The sequence below is a fragment of the Pseudoalteromonas sp. JC3 genome (assembly GCF_030291895.1).
Classification (GTDB): domain Bacteria; phylum Pseudomonadota; class Gammaproteobacteria; order Enterobacterales; family Alteromonadaceae; genus Pseudoalteromonas.
Window position 1 is genome coordinate 481577 of sequence record NZ_CP127855.1, and the last position, 21899, is coordinate 503475.

A 21899-nucleotide genomic window follows, 5' to 3' on the forward strand; every position below is an offset into this window, starting at 1 on the left:
ATTTCAACCTCAATATTAGATTAGAAAATAAAGAGCGTGCCCATGAGTAACCCATTAATCGGGCTAGAAGGATTGCCTCCTTTTTCGAAAATTAAGCCTGAACATATTGTTGAAGCATTAAAATCTGCCATTGCGCACTGTCGTGAAACTATCGACACTGTTTTAGCACAACCAAGCTATACGTGGGACAGTTTTGTACTGCCTTTAGAAGAGTCAGACGATAAATTGAATCGTATGTGGTCACCAGTCTCACATATGCACTCAGTAGTAAATTCAGAAGCGTTACGTAAAGCTTATGATGAGTGTCTGCCATTAATTTCTGAATATTCTACTTATGTTGGTCAGCACCAAGGGTTGTATGAAGCCTATAAAGCGGTAAAAGAATCGGTTGAATTTAGTAACTTAACGATTGCTCAACAGACCTCTGTAGATAATGCCCTACGTGATTTCCAATTGTCGGGCATTGCACTTGAGCCAGTTAAGCAAAAGCGTTATGGCGAAATAGTGGCACGGCTGTCGGAGCTGGCATCAAAGTTTGGCAACAATGTAATGGATGCCACTCAGGCATGGCAAAAGCATATTACTGACGAGTCAGAATTAGCAGGGCTACCAGAGTCGGCTTTAGCGCTTGCCGCTCATACTGCTGAAGCCAAAGGATTAGAAGGCTGGGTATTTACGCTAGATTTCCCTTCATATCTTCCTGTGATGACTTACGCAGATAACCAAATGCTCCGTGAAGAGGCTTATCGTGCGTTTGTAACCCGTGCTTCTGATCAAGGGCCTAATGCTGGAGAGTTTGATAACTCAGCGATTATGCATGAAGCACTTACACTTAGACACGAACTGGCTCAGTTGCTTGGCTTTTCTAGTTTTGCAGAAAAATCATTGGCAACCAAAATGGCTGAGACGCCAGAGCAAGTATTTACGTTTTTGAATGACCTGGCCGCTAAGTCAAAACCACAAGCCGAGCAAGAAGTGACTGAACTACGTGACTTTGCGAATAAAGAACACGGTGTAACTGAGTTAAAACCTTGGGACTACGCATATTATGGCGAAAAGTTAAAACAAGCCAAGTATGCCATTTCTGATGAAGCGCTGCGCCCTTACTTCCCTGAGCATAAGGTACTTGCCGGTTTATTTGAAACCGTAAATCGCCTGTTTGGGATCCGTGTGAGTGAAGTCAAAGACGTTGATACTTATCATCCAGATGTACGCTTTTTTGCTATTCATGATGATAAAGGTGAGTTGCGTGGTCATTTCTATCTCGACCTATATGCTCGTGAACATAAGCGTGGTGGTGCCTGGATGGATGACTGCATGGGCCGAAAAGTACGCGCAAATGGTGAGTTGCAGACTCCTGTCGCTTATTTAGTGTGTAACTTTAATAAAGCTGTTGGCAATAAACCTGCGCTATTTACCCATAATGAAGTAACCACTTTATTCCATGAGTTTGGTCACGGTATTCATCACATGCTAACGCAAGTAGATGCCGCGCCGGTTGCTGGTATTAATGGTGTGGCATGGGATGCGGTTGAGCTGCCAAGTCAGTTTTTAGAGAACTGGTGCTATGAAGAAGAAGCGCTGAACTTTATTTCAGGACACTATGAAACGGGTGAACCGTTACCAAAAGAAATGTTAGACAAGTTACTGGCGGCAAAGAACTTCCAATCAGCCATGCAAATGCTGCGTCAGTTGGAGTTTTCGTTGTTTGATTTTCATATTCACGCAGACTTTGAGCCAAACACGGATTGCCAAATTCAAGCAACGCTTAATGCGGTGCGTGAGCGTACTGCAGTTGTTAAAGCGCCTGAGTTTAATCGTTTCCAACATAGCTTTAGCCACATTTTTGCTGGTGGCTATAGCGCGGGTTACTACTCTTATAAGTGGGCAGAAGTGCTGTCTGCGGATGCGTTTTCTAAGTTTGAAGAAGAAGGGATATTCAACCCACAAACCGGGCGTGAATTTATGTATCACATTCTTGAAAAGGGTGGATCGGAAGCGCCAATGGTGCTGTTTACCCGCTTCCGTGGTCGAGAGCCAAAAGTGGATGCGTTACTACGCCACAGCGGGATCGCCGCCTAGTTATATTTCCACTCTAAGCGCCTTCTTCTGAAGGCGTTTTTTTTGTCTTAGAAAGTGTGACTTTTTGTTAGCAAATTCAATATCTCTGACTATTCTATAAAGATATGAATTAATAGGGAAAGCCACATGACGAAACTGGTTCTTGCCATTGATGATGACAAACTCGTCCATCACATTGTTGATGAGGCGCTATCGCGGACATGCAAAATATTACATGCGAAAAATGGTGAGGAAGGCTTGCGGTTGGCTAAAAAATATCGTCCGGATATTATCTTGCTTGATGTCGAGATGCCAGGGCTGTCGGGCTTTGAGGTATGTGAGCAACTCAAAAAACTAGAGGACACTACAGAGATCCCTGTAATGTTTTTGTCTTCTCGTGCCGATATTTCAGAGCGAATGCGGGGCTATAACGCTGGTGCCGCAGACTATATAGTCAAACCTTTTAACGCTGAAGAGTTGTTAGCGCGTATTAATGTCCTTGATGACTATCGAAAAATCTCGTCGCAGCTAAAACAAGATGTACAGCGCGCTCAAACCACAGCTGAAATAGCCATGACTGACTCTGGTGATATGGGCCGTATAATGCGCTACGTTGGGCAGTCGTATCACGCGCATGATCTCAATACGTTGAGCGCTCATTTTTTAGAGTTTTTTATGCCGATGGAGCTCGATGTTGCGGTGGCTTTTTGGTATCACCAAGACGCGATGTTTTACTCCAGCGAGGGAGCGATCCAACCGATAGAGCAAGAGCTATTTGAGAAACACAAAGATAGCAGTCGTTTTGTTGATTTTGGTCGCAGAACCATAATTAACTATCCTAAAGTCTCTTTACTGATTAAGAACATGCCAGTGGACGATGTTGCCGTTTATGGTCGTTATAAAGACTTATTTCCGCACATACTGGAAGCCACTGATGCCAAAATCAGAGACATGGAAGTCAGTGAAGATGCACTTAAGAAAGTGGAGCATATAGGGCAAGTATTTGCTGAGCTAAGCGATCATTTAAGCGGCGTTGGCGATCATTACAGTGGCAAAGTTGCTGAGTTTCAGATGGTGCTGGAAAGCGACAAGCTTGCAGTCTTAGAACCAAGTGAAAGAGAACGGTTGCAAGAACTCTATGAGCATTTCACTTATTTAAGCGATGAGCTAACCATAATTAAATATAAGTTAGGAGAAGTGACTGAGGTACGCCAGCAGCTTATAGAGAGTTTAAACAAAATAGCGAAACCTTGGGGTGAGGATGAAGTGGCGTCGCAGGCTGATATTGAACTGTTTTAAGCCACTGGATAATCAAAGACACTAGAAAGGGAAAGGGGTATACTGCCACGGTTGGTAACCCTTGGGAGCTTAGCTTGTATATTCACACCCCTTTTGAAGAAAACAGATCCTACCTAAATACGCTAACTAAGCTGTTTAATTTATCCGCGCTTAATATTAACGAGGCGGAGTTTCAATTGGTTTATGATGAGCTAGGCTTACAATTATTCAAAAAAGATGAACCAAAGCTCGGCGCTATCCGTGTTGATTTTGTGACTGGCGCAGTTGCTCATCGACGCAAATTTGGTGGTGGTAAAGGGCAAGCAATTGCAAAAGCGGTGGGCTTAAATAAAGGTGCTGTGCCTACGGTCTTGGATGCGACAGCAGGACTTGGACGCGATGCCTTTGTACTTGCGTCTATGGGTTGCAAAGTCGTGCTACACGAGCGTAACCCGGTAGTCGCAGCGTTGTTATACGATGGCTTGCAACGTGCCTATCAAGATGCTGAAATTGGCGAATGGGTACAGTCAACTATGCGATTGGAGTTTGGCTCCAGCCATGACTTGCTAGAGCAAGCAGGTTGGCGTCCAGATGTAGTGTATCTTGATCCTATGTTCCCGCATCGTGAAAAGTCAGCGCAAGTGAAAAAAGAAATGCGTGTATTCCAAGATTTAGTTGGCAATGACTTGGATGCGGACGCGCTTTTGCCTTTTGCTTTGCAGTTAGCCACAAAAAGGGTGGTGGTAAAACGTCCAGACTACGCTGGCTTCTTAAATGAAAAAACGCCAAGTATGCAAATAAAAACCAAGAAAAACCGCTTTGACGTTTATGTTAATGCCGCAATGAAATAGCACACTACTACCTGATTTAATTTTGTGCAGCAGATATCTAGATGGATATACGCAAAAAGTATGGTTTTGTACTATTGCACAGGAAAGGTAACCAGATTTAATCAAGTTGTCATAAATCCTTAATACTCTTGCGGAGCATTTTGATAAAGGGGTTGTGATTCTATGCGCGTGTCTACTTTTACTCGGTTATTGGCAATATTATTGACGACAGCGAGTATTCTACTTGGGGTGAGTCTGTTTTGGGCGAGCCAAGTATTAACTGAACTTGATGCGCAAGACGCCGCTTACAATCAAGTTAAAAATGCGGTGATCATCGAGCTTGAGGGTACAGTAGAAGATTACTTGAGTGCGGGCGATAGCCAGTATTTAAATAAGGCCGATGAACAAATCAAAGCATTACAGCAAAGTGTAGAGCAGTTGCCACCTGCACTTGCTGAGCAACTTAAAACTAAACTCATACAACTACAACAAGATATTGCAGGCAAATACCGTGCACTCGGCAAGCTTTCTGGTAACGAACTTGCGTTGTTAGATAATGCGCTTAGGCAAATGTCAGGTTCAGCATCGAGCCTCGTTAAGTATGCAATTAAAGCACAAGATAGTGCCGCCAAAGAATCCTACTTTAATCTTGCTTCAGACTACTTTAGCGAAGTCTCGAATTTGAGCTTATATACCTACCAATTAGTCATGGCTTACGAACAGCAGACCGAACAGAGTTTGATGTCGAGCTTAAGCCGGTTGCAGGATATTGCCGCGCGAATAGACCGACTCGAAAACTTAGGGGTAATGAGTGAGGTAGACGAAGACGAGCTATTTTTAGGTGCCGAAGCCGAAGATTTAGCGCTAGAAATAAAAGCGGAGCTTGTGAGCTGGCCTAAACGTTATGCCCGCGACTTAGAAAATACCTTACAGCAGTCGAAACAACGCCAAGCTGGCATGCTAGCACTGCGAGGTGATATTAAAGCAATCTCAGAGAATATCCTACAAGCAGAAACCAACTTAAAAACAGAGCAGGCTGACGTAAAAACCAATGTGTTTATGCTGTTTGGTGTGGCCATTGGGTTACTCGTACTTCTTGCGGGTGGTGTGTATTTTGTACAGTTCAATCAAGTGTTAACTCCGCTAAGACAACTACGCGATGGCTTTGCTCAGCTAATCGAAAGCAATGAGTTACGCAATATTGAAAGTAAAAACCAAGACACTGAAATTGGCGAAATTGCGAGTTACTTTAATCAGTTAATTGATAGGCAGCGAGCAGAAGCGGACGAACGCTCAGAAATGCTGAGTGTGATCAATACCTTTATGGAAGAGATGAACACTAACTTGGCGCAGATTTCTGCACAAGCTGGAGACACGTTTGAGCAAGTGGAGCAAAACCAAGCACAGCTTGACTCGCTTAGAGCGCTTGGGGCGGATGCCAATCAAATCAACGCGCAAGTTGCCGACAATGCCAATAACACCTTTGAAGCAATGACACAAAGTGTGTCCTATGCGGATGCTATGTTGAGCGCTTCATCTACCACGCAAAAGCGGGTAGAGCAGGGATTAGAGAGCTTAAATGAATTACTTAATGGTGTTTCAGATGTGAGTAAAGTGATTGATATGATCAGCTCCATCGCAGAACAAACAAACCTACTCGCGCTCAACGCAGCGATTGAGTCGGCGCGCGCAGGAGAGCATGGCCGTGGATTTGCGGTCGTTGCGGATGAAGTACGAAAGCTTGCACAGCAAACACAAGCCTCACTGACTGATATCCACCAGCAATTAAATGTTTTGAGTGATAATTCAAACAAAGTATCGACACAAATCTCGGCTTTGGCAGATGAGGCACAGCAGCAAACTGGTCATGCACAAGAGTTGAAACGCAATTCAGAAGGTGTGGCAGAGAGCGCACAAAGCGCCAACCAAGTTGCCGCCCATGCAATGGATCTTGCCAATCAGCAATCAGACCTCTTAGATACCTTTGGCCACGCTATGGATAGTATGAAAGGTCAGGTTAATAGCTCACATGAGCAAGTGCAACAAATCCAGCAAAGCCTTAAAGAGAAAATGCGGGAGATTAGGGGGACCTTAGGCCTGCGGTAATCAGGATTGTGCCGTAGGTCGAGATTTATCTCGACAGCATAAGCCGAAACGTAGGAGCCGCTTCACGCGGCGAGCAGTTAAAAGATCGCGAGGTAAACTCGTTCCTACCAGCGAGTGTTGTAGGTCGAGATTTATCTCGACAGCATAAGCCGAAACGTAGGAGCCGCTTCACGCGGCGAGCAGTTAAAAGATCGCGAGGTAAACTCGCTCCTACCAGCGAGTGTTGTAGGTCGAGATTTATCTCGACAGCATAAGCCAAAACGTAGGAGCCGCTTCACGCGGCGAGCAGTTAAAAGATAGCGAGGTAAACTCGCTCCTACCAGAGAGTGTTGTAGGTCGAGATTTATCTCGACTGCTGCAAGCTGAAACGTCGGAGCCGTTTCACGCGGCGAGCAGTTAAAAGATCGCGAGGTAAACTCGTTCCCACCAGCGAGTTTTGTAGGTCGAGATTTATCTCGACAGTATAAGCCGAAACGTAGGAGCCGCTTCACGCGGCGAGCAGTTAAAAGATCGCGAGGTAAACTCGTTCCCACAAACTAAACTCGAAATAATTAAAAAAGGCCGCAAATGCGGCCTCTCGTTGGGGAAAGAGACTCAATCAGAGCCTACTAATGTTTGCTTATGGCTTGTACTGCGCGTCTAACGTTAGGCCAGAGAACGTACGGTAAGCATTAATGCTAAGGTGCCATGTACCCGCTTGCGGATTAGTGATAACACAAGTCTCGGTATTACCATTTTCATATGGACGACAGTCATAGCTGTTTGTTGTAGGTTGTGAGCCAAACTTAACGAATAAGTCAGCGTCACCTGAGCCACCAAACGTTTTCACGGTGAAGTCGCTCATACCCTCAGGTACTTCGATTGTGTAGTGCACCCACTGACCGCTTGAAGCTGAAATATCTTCAATTGTACCGCCACCTGCTTGTGGACCACCTGTGCTAGAGCCCGAAGTTGCAGCAACTAAGCTTACGCCTGAATAAGCTTTATAACCGTTAATCATTACATGGTATGTACCAGCTTGAGGTGCGTCAAAGCTACAAACCTCGGCATTACCGCCTTCATAAGGACGACAATCATAGCTGCTTGAAGTTGGTTGACTGCCAAGCTTTACATAAAGGTCAGCATCACCAGTACCACCGCTCATGGTGAAGGTAACATTGGTTTTACCTGCAGGTACGTCAAAAGTGAAGAACTGATCACTACCAGCTGCACCACTTAAGCCTGTTTTCGCTACGCCATCTTCAAGCGTATTACCTGTAGGTGGTGTGACAACATCGCCTAAAGCTTCATTTACCGCAGCGGCTGCATCAACAACACCTGTACCACAGTTTGAACAGCTACCCGCGAAGCTGCGTGTAGTGTTTTTCAAGATAGTTTCTACTTCGTCAGGCGTAGCAGATGGTTTTGCTTGCTTGATTAGCGCTGCAACACCCGCAACGTGAGGTGCCGCCATAGACGTACCCTGTGAATAGTGGTAGCTATCATTTGAAGGTGCACCAGAGCCTGAGTTATGGGTAGATAGGATACCTTCAGGATCATTCGCAAAACTTTGTGCGCCACCCGGAGCGGCAACGTCGATGTTTGCACCATAGTTTGAGTAATAAGCTCGGCTACCATCACGACCTACAGATGCTACGTTTACTACGCCATTACAGTTACCTGGGTTGTAGTTTGCTGAGTTATCGTTGTCGTTACCTGCCGCAATAACAATGACTGTACCGTTGTTACGTGCTTGGTTGATTGCATTTTGTGTAGTTGCGCTACATGCACCGCCACCACCTAAACTCATGTTGATAACATCAGCTGGGTTAGCATTTGCAGGCACACCAGATACCGAGCCGCCAGATGCCCATATGATGCCGTCAGCGATGTCAGAAGTTAAGCCACCGCATTTACCAAGAACACGTACAGGCACTACTTTAGCGTCGTAAGCAACACCAGCTACACCTTCGCCATTATTTGTTACTGCAGCAACCGTTCCCGCTACGTGCGTACCATGCCAGCTTGAGTCTTGATCTGCGCGTGGCACAGGTTGACCTGAAGAGTCAGTTCCACACTCACCGCGAGTGACCGCATCACCAGGGTCACGAGCATCGTTGTCACGTGCGCCACCATCGTTAGCAACAAAGGTATTAGAGATCATGTCATAGCCAGGCAGAATGTTGGCATCTAAGTCTAAATGTGGGCGATAACCTGTATCTAGTACCGCAACTACCACACCTTGACCTGTCGCTTTATCCCACGCAGCTGGGGCATTAATACCAGCAGCAGCTTCGTAGTAATGCCATTGATCGTTATAACGCGGATCGTTAGGCGTTGCGAATGGCTTTAACATTTGGTCAATTTCGATGTATTCAACATTACCAGAAGCCATCACTTCGTTCATGAACGCCTGTGCTTCTTTTGCTGAAAGCTTTTTGTCAGCACGCATAACGTGGTGATTGCTAAGTGCCATTGGGCGTACGTACTTAGCGCGAGCACTCGCTTTGCTGCTCTTAAAGCCTTGTACAAAGCTTTCTGCACGCTGTTGCATTTTAGCAGGAGCAAGATCTGCAGCTGAAAGGCTAATCATTTGTGAACTAGCATCTTTGTACTTGATGATGAACTGTGTACCAAGCGTGCTTTGTGATGATAGTTTTTGTGCCGTTGCTGCAAGTGCTGCATCTTGACCGATTGATTGTGTTGGTGCGGCTGTAACTGCTGTTGCTGTGAATAATGTACTCACTGCGATGCTTAGTGCAGCGCGCTTAAAGTTTTTATTGATTGTCATAATGTTTCCCTAGTTTCTAACTTGTTGTTCAGCTGTTAATAAAAAGCTGATGGTCAGTGAAAGTAAACTCCTAGTTAAAAAAAAGAAAGCGCTGTTTTGTTATTTGCACTAATTTTTTAGTTATATGTGGATGGATAAATGGCTATAAAAAATTCTTACTGTATTGTTTTTAATCAATATTTTTCATATTTGTGAGAGAGTGAATAAATTTCAGTTACATTGTAAATGACTGTAAACAAAATAGTGTTTTTAACTTTGTGAAGCATTTGTAGCCAGTAGAGTGGGAGTTTGGTTAGTGCTAAAGGTTGGTTTTATTTTACTATTCTAATCTTATTTTCTTGTTTTTTAAGGTTTAAGAAATGATAGCGCTGACATAATGTTTACAAGTGTTTGAAAGGTATGCGAGTTGCTTCTTCTATTCGTCGCTGTGATTAGATAAAGAATCTAGGTATAATTTTCGCTTGGTCGCGATTTTGCCGTTTAAAGCTAAACTGTTGGCAAAACGGTAAGTGTAGAAATCTTAGATAAAAAGTTGAGTGAGTTTATGCAACAAATAGAGGTAGTCGTTATCGGCGCAGGTGCTGCAGGGTTGATGTGTGCTGCACAGGCTGGATACCGAGGGCGACAAGTTGCAGTGGTTGATATGGGGAAAAAGCCTGGCCGTAAAATTTTGATCAGTGGTGGTGGCCGCTGTAACTTTACCAACGAAAATGCTTCACCTGCTAACTATCTATGTAAAAATCCACACTTTGTAAAGTCGTGTTTGAGCCGCTATACCCAACGTGATTTTATTGAATTGGTAGACCGCCATGGCCTTGCTTATCACCATAAAACGCTTGGACAATTGTTTTGCGACAATAGCGCGCAAGAGATCGTAGATATTCTTCTTACCGAATGTGACTGGGCGGGCGTGTCACTCCATTTACGTCAAGAAGTATTAGCGGTTGAGCATCAAAGCGATGGCCGCTACTTAGTCAAAACCACAACTCAAACCTTCAACTGCGAGTCAGTGGTGATCGCCGCTGGTGGCCTAACCATGCCAAAACTTGGCGCAACGCCAATCGGCTACAAAATAGCGGAGCAATTTGGCTTAACGGTATTACCAACCACGGCAGCGCTTGTACCATTTACACTCCATGATCACGACAAAGCACGCTTTGATGGTTTGTCTGGTATTAGCGTAGATAGCCTAGTGACCAGCGAAAGCGGTATCCAATTTAGAGAAAATATTCTCTTTACCCACAGAGGCTTATCTGGCCCCGCAATTTTGCAGATCAGCTCATTTTGGAAAGCAGGTGAGTTTGTTAGCATCAATTTACTACCTGACTTAGATGTGCAAGCACAACTCCATGACTGGCGTAGTGAGCAAGGGCAAAAGAGCCTGAAGAACTTGCTTTCGACCATCTTACCAAAGCGTTTTATTGAAGCCCTAATCAGCGACGGCAGCATCCCAGATAAAAACGCCAACCAACTCAGCCACACAGAGATTGAAAAACTGACAGAAACCCTCACTAGCTGGAAAATAAAACCAAATGGCACAGAGGGTTATCGCACCGCAGAGGTTACGTTAGGTGGTGTAGATACCGATGAATTAAGCTCAAAAACTTTCGAAGCTAAAAAACAAAAAGGCCTGTACTTTATCGGCGAAGTAACCGATGTCACCGGATGGCTCGGGGGCTATAACTTCCAATATGCATGGAGCTCCGGCTGGGCATGCGGACAGGCTTGTTAGCTGTGTATTGACAATTTAGATTGCACACTTCCCATAAAGTTTGCACGGTATGTGGTTCGCCACTAGAATTTTCTTGGGCAATGGTTTACTGGAAGTTTTTATGGCTCGGAGAAAACTTGAAACATTTGACGATTTTAATCGGGCATTAAAAAACAAATATGGCATTTGGAGGTTCTTACAAGCCTTAGCTGCGAGTACAGGATGTAAAATCGAAAGGTGTTCGTTCACAAATACTGGGACTAAAAACAGATAGAGTTCACCATACACTTTCAGCAATAGAGACTGATTTCTTCTATCTAGCAGAGTTTTCTGACTCCGTTACTGATATAAGGGAACAATTTCCCCTTCTTCCAATCAACTTATCTATAAAAATTGCCGAAGCGTTGGGTATTGAGCATCCCGCTCACCCGAGAACCAATCATTATTACAACAGACTTTCTCCTCACAAGATTAATTGGAGAACTAGTCAAATACGACGCCATTTCTGTAAAACCTGAAGGTGAGTCGGACGACCAAAGTGTAACTCCACCCAATTTAGTACAGCTATTTCATCCGCAAAACGCTTTAGAGAATGACTTCATGTACCCATGCTAGGTTGCCAACCTCCATGTTACTAGTATTGAATTCAGGCATGATCAAAAAGACTAGCTTTATGAATCAAATTTGATGGTTCAAATTAATAGTTATTTAAAGTTGTATACTCAATTTAGCTTCGCCGACATTACTTAATTAAGTAGTAGGAGAAAAAAGAGGGGCTAAAACACTTCTGTAGAACAAATCAAAGTCAGCCAATTCGTTGAAGTTGTTTTCAAAAGTGAAGTCAGCCTGAGGTGCCATTTTATGTATTTGAGAGTCAATGTCGTAAGCCTTGTACACTTTTTTATTTGCCTTTATATGGATGATTCTAAACCCGTTTGTACGGCACCAATGAAATTCATCTTCTGATCTAATATCAGATATAAGTATATTTTTACCCTCAAAATTGGCTATTTCTTCTTGTAACATTCGAATGAAAATATTCTTTTCAATGTCACGTAATCCATTCAAGTGTAACCAGATCTCTCTAGGTGATTTGGTAATTACTTCGCCAGTGCTTAAGGTAAGATCTAAAGCATCCTCTTTAATCAGAGGCGGGTAATCTTTTTCTAACCATGGGTAAATCGAAGTTGCTATTCTTTTGAGCTGGTCACTAAAAGAGAATCGATAGTATCCAAACTCTTTTATTAAGTGGCTAGCTAAATAGTCTTTGCCTGCACCTGAAACACCCATTAGAGCTAGCTTTTTTCTCATAGTATATCCTTGATATATTCATTTATGCCTCCAAATCTAACTTAGCACGCATATTAATGAAAAAATAGTTATTGATAGTATTAGATTTCTTGAGTGGACATTGCCTTTGTTACTAAACAAGCTAGAAAATGCATTAGAGATAATAATCCCTCCTACATGTAAAAGTTTCTGTGGCCAGATAGCTGAACTACAAAGAGAGTTGGAACCTGAAGAATATAAATTATCACCAGAAGCTAGCCCTGCTAGGTATGCTGAATTTGTCGCCGGAAGAAATTGTCTGAAGGAGGCTGTTAAAAAAGTATCACCAACTAAACCAACAATTGGCCGTACGGATGATGGAAAGCCTATTCCTCCCTGTGGGTTAACAGGTAGTATTTCTCATAAGTATCCATATGTAGTTGCCTTAGCAGGCCTTAAAACAGAAGTTAAATCAATAGGTGTAGATATTGAGCGAGTCGATACATGGAATACTCAAACAGCTTCAGTTTTCAGTTTGAGTAGAGATTTTTCCTGCTTTGCAAATCTCAATCTACCATTTCATGTATTTTCATCGATTTTATTTTCTGTGAAGGAAAGTACATTCAAAGCCTTGAGCGTTATCAGTGACGCTGATGCAATAACGCTAAAGACAATTTCACCTACTATATCTTCAGTGACAAATAACATATACCAGTTTTCGGTCACACTAGCAGCACATCAATGCTCTGGCCGTGCGGTTATTATTGATAAAAACTGGGTAATAGCCGTAGCTTGGATATGTTAAAAATCAATTGTATAGAATTTGATTGTTTGATTTTCACACAAATATACTCTATGTTGTTAGATAACATAACAAGGTGTATTTATGATGAGCAAAGCATCACTCAAAATAACAAGAGCGGAATATGAAAAAGTAAAAGCTGCACTTAAAGCGGAGCTTACTGATGAGCTTGATTCTGAAGTTGAATTTGCTGAATTTGAAGCTGAAGATGAAGATTTGTGGGATACACCAGCTGTTGACTCAAAAGCAGTCGTTAAGATATCCCCTGTGGTTGAGAGATACACAGGTACACAACTTGACCCCTCTTGGATAAAGTGTGGTGGATACGATTCAGTCCCTGAAGCAGTCGATCATATTATGGAACAGTTAGAGCTTGAGTTCGACAAAACTGAGGAGCCGTAAAGTGAATTCAGATGCACGAATAGTAATTGGTACAAAGTTAAAAGAAGCTCGAGAGTATTTAGACATTTCTCAGGAACGAGCAGCTAAAGAGATAGGCATTAACAGATCTGCCCTTTCTTTAATTGAGAGCGGGCAAAGAAAATTAGATACTGTTGAATTAATGGCATTGGCAAAGCTTTATCAAAGACCCGTAGCGTATTTTACAGATCAAAATTTTAGTGTTGAACCAAACCCCAATGCGGCGGTATTTGCTAGAAATATTGACAAACTATCAGAAAACGACCGCAAAGAGCTGGAAAAGTTTGCTGAGTTTTTATCAATGAAGTCATCGGGTGAAAAATGAATTACAGGGAAGCGACTTTACGCGGCACTCGCGGAGCATCTGAAGCTCTAACTCATCTAGGGCTTAAAACAAGAATCAAAGAAGGTTTGCAGCAAATAGATGTATTTGACTGTTTAAAACAATTAGATGTGGTTACTTTATGCAGGCCCTTAGATGGTTTACTTGGTGCCTATACTACACATGGACCAACGCATGGAGTAATAGTTTCAACCAATAGGCGCTTACCTATACAACGTTTTACTGCCGCCCATGAACTTGGGCATTTCTGGCTGGGGCATGGTACAAGCATAGATAGTGAAGAATCTATAAATAATGCACGTGACGTTAAAGGCAATGCACCTTTTCCCGAAGTTGAGGCAGAGGCATTTGCATCAGAATTTATACTACCCAAAAGTTTAGTTGGTTACACCATTCGGCGCCAAAACTATGCGAAGTCAGAGTTAAAAAATCCTGAAATTATTTATCAATTATCCCTAAGATTAGGCGCTAGCTACTCCGCAACTAGGGTAGCAATGCAAAACCATAATTTCCTTTCTTTGCAAGAATCTACTATGGCTGCATCGGTCTCTCCAAAGTTAATAAAACAACGACTTTTGAAGGAGTTAGGGTTAAACGCGTCTCACCCAGATGTATTTCACATTACAGAAAAAGATAATGGAAGCTACATACTATCAGGGCCAGAAGACACCATAATTATTGACCTACAAGAACATTCTACAAGTGGTTACTCTTGGACTGAAATCCCTTCATCTGCAACTGTAAATTCACTGTTTGATATTCATGAGGTTGCTAGCGAGTCCAGAGTTGGTGGACTATCGCAAAGAAAGTTGGTACTCCAAGGAAATGAGGTGGCACAAATTAGCACCCAAGAAAAAAGGCCTTGGGATAAAGGCGGAAAACCTATAAGTAACTTTGAAATTACACTGGACTTTCGTGGTCAAGAAAGTGGCCTGCCACGGGCGTATAATCAATGAGCAATTCATTAATCATAGAAACAGATCTGAGAGGTTTATTGTCTGATGTTAGGGACCAAGGAACACGTCCCCTATGTCTTGCCTTTGCAGCTAGTGACTTTAACTCAGTACATAACCAACTTACGTTTGATTTATCTGTCGAATACCTTGCGCATCATGCCCACATTAGAGATGGACATAATAATTTTCAACTCGGCCTTACAACTAAAAGTATTGTTGAAGCTTTGTATGGTGAAGGTCAGCCCAGCGAAGCACAATTTCCTTATGATTGCTTCGCAACGTCTCCTCGTTTACCCCCTAGTAATATCAAACCAAAACATTATGCAAAGGCAACTGAATCTATAGCTTGTATTGACTCTATCAACGAGCATTTAAATGCTCGTAACGTGATAGTTGCATGCATTGCTTTGCCAAAATCGTTCCAAACTATAACTTCTCCATACATTCTTGATAATGAAGTGGGTGAAATAGGCAATCACGCGGTTTTGATTGTTGGAAAAGCAAAGGGGCAATGTGGCTCAAACTTCTTCTTAATCAGGAACAGTTGGGGGGCTACATGGGGGGATGGTGGTCACTGCTGGCTATCTGAAAGTTTTTTAAAAACGAGAACATTTGCTTTGATAGAGGTAGCTAAATAATATGCATGTAATTAGCACAGAAACACGTGAGGAGGCTTGGTTACAAGCTGTTAAACATCTAAAAAATTGCACTTCGCATAAGATTGAGTACAACTTAATTTTAGAGGTGAAAAAACCAGCTTTAACGAATGTTCGAACTAAGAACATAAGAGATAAGTTCGACAGTTTTGCACAGACTTACCTCCCCTATAATTCGCATACTGTAGCTGAAACGATTTTTCCAGCAAGCCTCTATAAAAAGTACGGCTCGGAAGGGGTTTACACAGTTTATCCTGAGCAAATTTATCCAACTATTAAGGGCATTCAATCTAACAATAGAGGCACTTATGCTATGCGTATTGTGCGTGCTACAAGCGCAGTTGGGAAGGAAATAAACCCATTAAAGGAAGTTGTATCCCGCTTAAAAACTGCCGCAAAATCATCTTCTGGCATTAGGTGTGCTCATGAGATATCTATAGATGACAGTGAATCTATTCCGATAAATAAAAATGATAGAAATCGATACGGTTTTCCATGTTTAAGCCATTTAAGCTTCAAGTTATCTTACGATAGAAAAGAGCTTCACTTAACAGCAGTTTATAGATCGCAATTTTTTATTGAAAAAGCGATGGGAAATCTACTTGGACTTGCTCGGTTACAAAGTTTCTTATGTCGAGAAGTCGGTGTGGATATGGGAGCGTTGGTATGTCATGCTACTTATGCAAAGCTAGACGACAGTGGAAAAGTGCAGCCTTTTAATAAGCTATTAAAATCATTGGAAGAATAAAATGGATGCAAACCGCTTTCAACAGGAAGCTTTAAGGACAGTTAGAATCAATTGGGCCCATGAAAATGGACCAGACATAGCAATCCTCGGTGCGATAGGAGAGCTTGGTTCATTGGCTTCTGTACTTAAAAAGAAGCAACGAGATAATGAAGCCTACTCGCATTTTAAGGAGCATTTCTCTGAAGAAATCGGAGATATCCTTTGGTATGTCATAATAATGGCTTCCAGAATGAATATGACTTTTGATAGATGGCCGACTTCTGAGGGATTAGAGTTAGATATCTTTCAATCTACATATTCTTTACTTGACCACATTTACTTACTTCATAAAAAAAGGGCTTCACTATTTGAAACTCGTTCTGTCAATCAGGAAGATCTAAATCTTTACATAGAGACTCTTCGTAATTTGCAACACCTTGCAGGGTTTGTTGATCAAAATTTAAGTGAAATTGCCGATAAATGTGTAAATAAAACCCTTTCATATTGGGGACGTAATCATGAGTTGCCAGCCGTTAAATTCGATGAAGGTTTCCCCATTTATGAGCAATTACCACGTAAATTTGAAATTGAATTTCTTCCATTACAAGAACCCAGTACAACAATTATGCGAATGAATGGCGTTCAACTGGGGGATAGACTTACTGATAACTCTTACGAAGACGATGGTTATAGATTTCATGATGTATTTCACATTGCGGGTGCTGGGCTATTGGGGTGGTCCCCTGTGTTTAGAAGGCTACTAAAAGCTAAACGTAAAAGTAATCCAAAAGTTGATGAAGTCGAAGATGGTGCGAGAGCTGCAATTATCGAAGAAGCGATAATAAATCATGTGTACGATTATGCTAGGCCTGATTTTTTAGAGGGAATTCAACACGTTGATTTAGACTTAATTAAACGAGTACAACGCTTAGTTAGAGGTTATGAAGTTAGTCAATGTGAACCATGGGAATGGCAACATTGTATATTAGAAGGCTACAGAGTCTTTCGGGAACTAAAAGAAACTGGCTCTGGTGTTTTACATGTTGATGCAGACAATCGAACGCTTACATTGCGACCACACTCGGATAAATAGACTCTATACTATCGTTAATATTCCATTTCGGTGGGTACCAAACCTCAATAGATGATTTTTGAGGTTTAAATTTTTGTTTTATTCGAGTTCTCCCACTAATGCCTGAAACTTCTGGATGCGCAACTCTTGAGTACTTATCAACCTCACAAAACAGATTTTGACAGTCTATTAGTTGCAAGGGGCGGCCCCATAAGTTTTTAAACGGAAATCCAAACTTATCAAAGTAGTTATCTTGACTTTCCATCATATAACGGATTACATCTGATTCTGTGTAATCACCTAAATTTGTGAAGCACTTTTTTATACCATCCATTGCGCCTGGACCAGGAACTACAAACTCTTGTTCACTAAAAGGGAAATAATCAGAGTAGTTTAAATCTGTAACAAATTGGTATGCCAAAAACTTACCTAGAGATTCTACCCCTAAAATTTGTGTGTAGGCACTTTCCATCGAGGAGCAAGCTAATAAATCCCTAACAAATGACCCAGACATTAACTTTTGAAGTAGCATCAAATGAAATTCGTGTTTACGTTTTCCAATGTACTCTTGTTTAGGGCCTGAAGGCATAATATATGCGGCAGAGTATATGCTTTGTTTTTTATCCATAGCTCTTTGCAATACCTCTGCGTACTTTGGAACAGAAAAAGTACTCAATGAAATTTCACCAAACTCTGCTTCCAATAATTGCCATGTTTCAATTTTATTAAAAAATTTAAACAGCAAAATTCTGAATACGATATCTTCTTCTGACCAACGCTTTGAGTAGATTACATTTTTGATCAAGTACTGACTAACTCTATCGGAAGCTCTATATGCATTAGTGAATTTATATTCACTAATTATTTCGTCTTTACTCCATGGTCCTTGAATTGAGTTGAGGCGATTGAAGAACGCTTCTTGACGCAAAAACGCAAATTTCCAGTATGTTTCAAACACTATGGATTTCTTCGGCTTTTGTTTTTTCATAAATACATTGTGTGAGACAGAAGCATTCATTTGAGTGGTCTTTAGAGTTTTGTTTAATTCATTATATGAAAAATACTTTACTTTTGCACTCACAAATCTATCATAATATGACTTTAATGTTTATATTATAACTATTTTGGCGCGAACAAAAAAAAACCAGAGCCTTTCAAAAGAAATGTCTTCAAGACTGCGCTATCTTATCCACGAATGTCTTGATGTATCTGTGGAAGAGTGTTCAAAATTATTGGGTTACGCAAATTCATCTCCTTTACGTAAAGCTATGAGTGGTGATTGCTTTGTTGATTCAGAGAAATTGGTGAGACTATCTTTGATTAAAAATTCAGAAGGCTCTTCCGTTAATCTACATTGGTTAATTACTGGTAGTGGCCCAACTTTACTTAGCAGCTATAAACCTGTTGAACAGGGTAACATGTTTATGAAACTTAAGACGTTACCTCCTGATAAGGTCAAAGCGATTATTCAATTGCTAGACTTATAACTCTTCGATTTAGAGCCACATATTTAAATCCATATTATGATATTCTTGACTTATGCAGTGATAAAATTAGAAACGAAAAATCTAGGCCAAGGATTTCAAATTGTAGACTCAAACAAGCATAGTGATTTTTCCATATATCAATAACATAAAATTTATGAAATTTTTCAAAGGTGAAGCATTGCAAAGTTGGATATATCGTTGCTTGTTGGTTAATGGTGTTACTGACTTTTCATCGGTAATCAATAAAAATGGGAGGTGGCGTAGAGTCCCCTTGTTTCCTAACGAATTTAATTCGCTCTTTACTCATCAACACGACACAGAATTAGTTAAACTGTTCCAGCAATCGTCAATTGAACTTACTGAGACAATTGCTCCAAATCCCAGGGTGAGAGCATACTTCGTTAACGACCATTAACCGAAGATAAGCTCGGCCCTGAATTCATCGTCAAAACTGGCCCGAACGCACTTGCCACGTATCGAATCTTTACGACCTGTGTGCTGTTTTACCAGATTACGAACGACTCGTCTGAACAACGCCATGTTTTCCGCCGAAATCGGCTCACTGATCTGGCAAGCATCTTCCTTAAACACGACATCCAATACCCAATGCTGCTGGTTTTCTATATGCCAATGATGGCGGATGGCTTTTTGTAACATCTGTGCATCAGGCTCAACTGAAGTGACATAGAAGTGTGTGTCTATTTTTGTTACCGACTCGGATTTATTGTGTCTTTCAACCGCGACTAATGAAGTGATCCCGGGCCATTTTTCTTTTATCTCTTCGGGCAGTTTGTCTGCATTCAGAGCATAAGTGATGCGTTTTTCCTGGCGTCCATGACCATTGCTGACTTGTACATCTTCGGGCAAATTCTTTCCTTCTTCAAAGGCTGTTTCAAAACATGAAGTGACTGCTTTATAGAGTGTTTTCTGATTTGCTTTGACCTGAACCAGATAATCAGCCTCTCTTGAAATCAATGCTGAAAGAGTCGCTTTCTGACAATGTAGCGCATCTAATGTGACGATAGAATCTGAAATATCGAGCACATCTAATAGTGCTCTAACTGCCGGTATTTCATTGGATTTACTTTCTACTGTACGCTGATACAAAGTTAAAACAGACTCGCAATCAAAAGCAGACACCAAGTGTAAGTTATCCTCACGCTTCTTACTGGCACCGCGCAGGGTTTTGCCATCAAACGCAATGATTGGCTTACCTGACTGAGACCGTTGCTCGTTGACCCAACTGAACAAGGCCAAAACCAACGAATCAGTTTCTACTGTTTTAAGAATACGTGCAAAGCTATGTCGCGTTGGAATACCGTGCTGAAATGCTCTGAACTGCCGGAGCCACGGCAGTTTACTGCGCCCGAACACTTCGATATCTTTCCAGTCTTCACAACCGGATAATACTGCCGAGATGATAAGAAACAAAACATCAGCAAGATCATGATGTTGATTAATGGAAGAACGCTTATCTTCAACAAGTTCAAGGTGGCTAAATAACGACATAATTAACAAGTAGATAGTGATAATGTGGACGTTATTAGATCAGAAAAGAGGCGGATGTTAAAGCCTTTTTACAAAGTGCGATCCCGCCGTGGTTGTCTACAAGTATGGAGTTAACAAACCTGATAGTTTTTCTGAATATTTAATAATAAAAAAGGGCGGGATTGTTCAAAATGCTATAAATGGTCAAAAGAGGATTTTTGTCCAATTAACCCTTTGATTGGAATTTTCAAAGTTAACAAGGGTAATCAACAATCAGTTGCTGAAAGTAACATATGTGATAGGCTTAAAATATATGGAGTTTAGTCACCTTAATTTCAAGTGTGCATATATTGGTTTTTTCTGTTATTGATCGCTAAGCGAGGTTTCCCCCCCTCGTATTGGCGTTGTTTCCTAAATCATGGAACTTCTCAGGCTTAGTGTGATCAGATCATCACTATTATTGGTACTGTTTGTTCGGCATGATCTACAAACAACTTTTCACTTGCCTGTGTATCTGCCGCATTGAGCGGCGCGGTAACTTTTGCCAGAACTAATAATGGTGGCAGTATTGCGGATAACTGTAATTGAGGTGGGGATATTGTTTTGTGAACTCTTCCCACAACAGGTGCTTGGTTACGCCTTTATGTATGAGCTCCTAATGAGCATATTGCTAGCCCGGCATCTCAAAGTGCCCAGACTGACGTCAGGTTAGCTTAGTTTCATCTCATTCGCTTTGCTAAGTACCTTGGAAACGGTGTCGATACTCACTCGTAAACTATGAAGTATTTTCTGGACACTGTGACTAAGCGTGATTTGGTGGCTGGGAAGTGAACACAGTTTTGTTTTTATTTTTAGAAACTATTTTTATGAATTGTTTTTTAAAGGTGTAGAAGGGAATTAAATTGTCATCAATGAATAAAAGTATTGCTTGTATTTATGCTGATAGCTATTTGTTTATGCCAGCAACTGCTATATATAATGAAGAGAAAACTTGTGGGTTTTCGGAAATAATAAAGGATAGTCATATTTATTTTATTGGCTACCTTCCATTTTTAAAATTCGGTGGTTTAAATGAAAATGGCAGCCGTTACACTTTAGACTTTGTGTGTGGGGGGAAGGAGGATACTATACATTTAGATATACCAAGAGAAGCTCAGGTTTCTGAACATGAAGGGGATTTTTTCATACATGATGGAGCTGAAAAGTTAAGTATATCAAATTTATTAATTGAACTTTGTATCCATGAAAATCAAATCTTTGATATAAAATATATTGGTAAATCTTATGGCCGCTCAGGTTCAAGAAATGCAATTGATAGACTTAGAAAACATGAGACACTTCAACGGTTGTCTATTGAAAGCGGAACGCAAGATACGCATGAATTGGGCGTTCTTCTATTAGAAGTAGCTAATGATATGAAAAGACTTATGTTATGCGATGTACATAATAAAGAGAGTGAGTTCAAAACTAAGTTTGATGGAATCATAAACATAAAAGGCGTATCTTCAAAAGAAAGTTTAGTTTCATTGTTTGAAGCTGCATTCATCAAATATTTTAAACCAGAATTTAATAAGATGTTTAAGGAAAATTTTCCGTCTAAAGATCAAAAATTACTAAAGGCTTTATATGATAATCATATAGATAATCTGACCGCAGAGATTAATTTCGATGAATTTCCATATAAATTAAAGTCAGCAGACGTGGAACCAAAAATTCGACATGTTGCAAAATTTCGTCTTAATCTCGATAAAGAGAACGATTTGTTATCGTACTCCAGATAGAGAGTAAGGGGTAATGAGGATATTTTGGAAAGAGCCGGTAAAAGTCAGTTATCAATCAGGCTAACCTGTTTGCTTCTCGTTCAAAATCCACTTTCCAACTTAGTTTTTATGTGACAACAATTTCTAGTGGGCTTTCTTTGAA

At 41.2% G+C, this 21899-nt stretch carries 18 protein-coding genes; 14 read left to right on the forward strand and 4 right to left on the reverse strand.

Going from position 1 to position 21899, the window contains the following annotated elements:
• The first annotated feature begins 42 nt into the window (after positions 1-42).
• The 4 genes from prlC to QSH61_RS02060 all read left to right on the forward strand — a co-directional run bounded on the left by prlC (position 43) and on the right by QSH61_RS02060 (position 6275).
• On the forward strand, positions 43-2082 hold the full coding sequence (prlC, locus tag QSH61_RS02045; RefSeq protein WP_206471792.1) for an oligopeptidase A: 2040 nt from the start codon (positions 43-45) through the stop codon (positions 2080-2082).
• Between the two features lie 126 nt (positions 2083-2208).
• The gene (locus QSH61_RS02050; RefSeq protein WP_206471793.1) at positions 2209-3360 is read left to right on the forward strand and encodes a response regulator; all 1152 of its coding nucleotides are present in this window, start codon (positions 2209-2211) and stop codon (positions 3358-3360) included.
• 74 nt (positions 3361-3434) lie between these two features.
• Positions 3435-4190, forward strand: coding sequence for a class I SAM-dependent methyltransferase (locus QSH61_RS02055; RefSeq protein ID WP_206471794.1), 756 nt, complete (start codon positions 3435-3437; stop codon positions 4188-4190).
• A gap of 162 nt (positions 4191-4352) precedes the next feature.
• Positions 4353-6275 (forward strand): methyl-accepting chemotaxis protein, encoded by a 1923-nt coding sequence (locus QSH61_RS02060; protein ID WP_206471795.1) that lies wholly within the window; start codon positions 4353-4355, stop codon positions 6273-6275.
• Positions 6276-6894: 619 nt separating this feature from the next.
• On the opposite strand, the gene QSH61_RS02065 is transcribed toward QSH61_RS02060, so the two are convergent.
• The gene (locus tag QSH61_RS02065) at positions 6895-9045 is read right to left on the reverse strand and encodes a S8 family peptidase (RefSeq protein ID WP_206471796.1); all 2151 of its coding nucleotides are present in this window, start codon (positions 9043-9045) and stop codon (positions 6895-6897) included.
• A gap of 544 nt (positions 9046-9589) precedes the next feature.
• On the opposite strand from QSH61_RS02065, the gene QSH61_RS02070 reads away from it, so the two are divergent.
• Positions 9590-10777 carry a BaiN/RdsA family NAD(P)/FAD-dependent oxidoreductase gene (locus QSH61_RS02070; RefSeq protein ID WP_206471797.1) on the forward strand — a complete coding sequence of 396 codons (1188 nt, stop codon included), beginning with the start codon at positions 9590-9592 and terminating at the stop codon, positions 10775-10777.
• 729 nt (positions 10778-11506) lie between these two features.
• On the opposite strand, the gene QSH61_RS02080 is transcribed toward QSH61_RS02070, so the two are convergent.
• A complete protein-coding gene (locus tag QSH61_RS02080; protein WP_206471798.1) occupies positions 11507-12067 on the reverse strand; it encodes a hypothetical protein in 561 nt (186 codons plus the stop codon).
• 106 nt (positions 12068-12173) lie between these two features.
• Here QSH61_RS02080 and QSH61_RS02085 point away from each other — a divergent pair, with 106 nt between their 5' ends.
• The 7 genes from QSH61_RS02085 (at position 12174) to QSH61_RS02115 (ending at position 17022) form a co-directional block, all read left to right on the forward strand.
• Positions 12174-12830 (forward strand): 4'-phosphopantetheinyl transferase family protein, encoded by a 657-nt coding sequence (locus QSH61_RS02085; protein WP_206471799.1) that lies wholly within the window; start codon positions 12174-12176, stop codon positions 12828-12830.
• Between the two features lie 81 nt (positions 12831-12911).
• Positions 12912-13229, forward strand: coding sequence for a hypothetical protein (locus QSH61_RS02090; protein WP_206471800.1), 318 nt, complete (start codon positions 12912-12914; stop codon positions 13227-13229).
• Between the two features lies 1 nt (position 13230).
• The gene (locus tag QSH61_RS02095; RefSeq protein WP_206471801.1) at positions 13231-13572 is read left to right on the forward strand and encodes a helix-turn-helix domain-containing protein; all 342 of its coding nucleotides are present in this window, start codon (positions 13231-13233) and stop codon (positions 13570-13572) included.
• Positions 13569-14546 carry an ImmA/IrrE family metallo-endopeptidase gene (locus tag QSH61_RS02100; RefSeq protein WP_206471802.1) on the forward strand — a complete coding sequence of 326 codons (978 nt, stop codon included), beginning with the start codon at positions 13569-13571 and terminating at the stop codon, positions 14544-14546. Before QSH61_RS02095 ends, QSH61_RS02100 begins: the two co-directional genes overlap by 4 nt.
• Positions 14543-15184: a C1 family peptidase gene (locus QSH61_RS02105; RefSeq protein ID WP_206471803.1), complete on the forward strand. Its 642-nt coding sequence runs from the start codon at positions 14543-14545 to the stop codon at positions 15182-15184. The genes QSH61_RS02100 and QSH61_RS02105 overlap by 4 nt, the downstream gene beginning before the upstream one ends.
• A 1-nt stretch (position 15185) precedes the next feature.
• Positions 15186-15950, forward strand: coding sequence for a thymidylate synthase family protein (locus QSH61_RS02110; RefSeq protein WP_206471804.1), 765 nt, complete (start codon positions 15186-15188; stop codon positions 15948-15950).
• 1 nt (position 15951) lies between these two features.
• Positions 15952-17022, forward strand: coding sequence for a MazG C-terminal domain-containing protein (locus tag QSH61_RS02115; RefSeq protein ID WP_206471805.1), 1071 nt, complete (start codon positions 15952-15954; stop codon positions 17020-17022).
• Here QSH61_RS02115 and QSH61_RS02120 read toward each other — a convergent pair.
• Positions 16994-18082: a nucleotide kinase domain-containing protein gene (locus tag QSH61_RS02120; RefSeq protein WP_206471806.1), complete on the reverse strand. Its 1089-nt coding sequence runs from the start codon at positions 18080-18082 to the stop codon at positions 16994-16996. The two genes, QSH61_RS02115 and QSH61_RS02120, sit on opposite strands and share 29 nt — an antisense overlap.
• Before the next feature lie 82 nt (positions 18083-18164).
• Between QSH61_RS02120 and QSH61_RS02125 the strand changes: the two genes are divergently transcribed.
• Entirely contained in the window at positions 18165-18488 is a 324-nt protein-coding gene (locus QSH61_RS02125; protein ID WP_206471807.1) for a hypothetical protein, read from the forward strand.
• A 411-nt stretch (positions 18489-18899) separates the two neighbouring features.
• Here QSH61_RS02125 and QSH61_RS02130 read toward each other — a convergent pair whose 3' ends face one another.
• Positions 18900-19997 carry an ISAs1 family transposase gene (locus QSH61_RS02130; protein WP_206471808.1) on the reverse strand — a complete coding sequence of 366 codons (1098 nt, stop codon included), beginning with the start codon at positions 19995-19997 and terminating at the stop codon, positions 18900-18902.
• A gap of 890 nt (positions 19998-20887) precedes the next feature.
• On the opposite strand from QSH61_RS02130, the gene QSH61_RS02135 reads away from it, so the two are divergent.
• Positions 20888-21757, forward strand: a complete 870-nt coding sequence (locus QSH61_RS02135) for a hypothetical protein (RefSeq protein WP_206471809.1) — start codon at positions 20888-20890, stop codon at positions 21755-21757.
• Positions 21758-21899 lie beyond the last annotated feature (142 nt).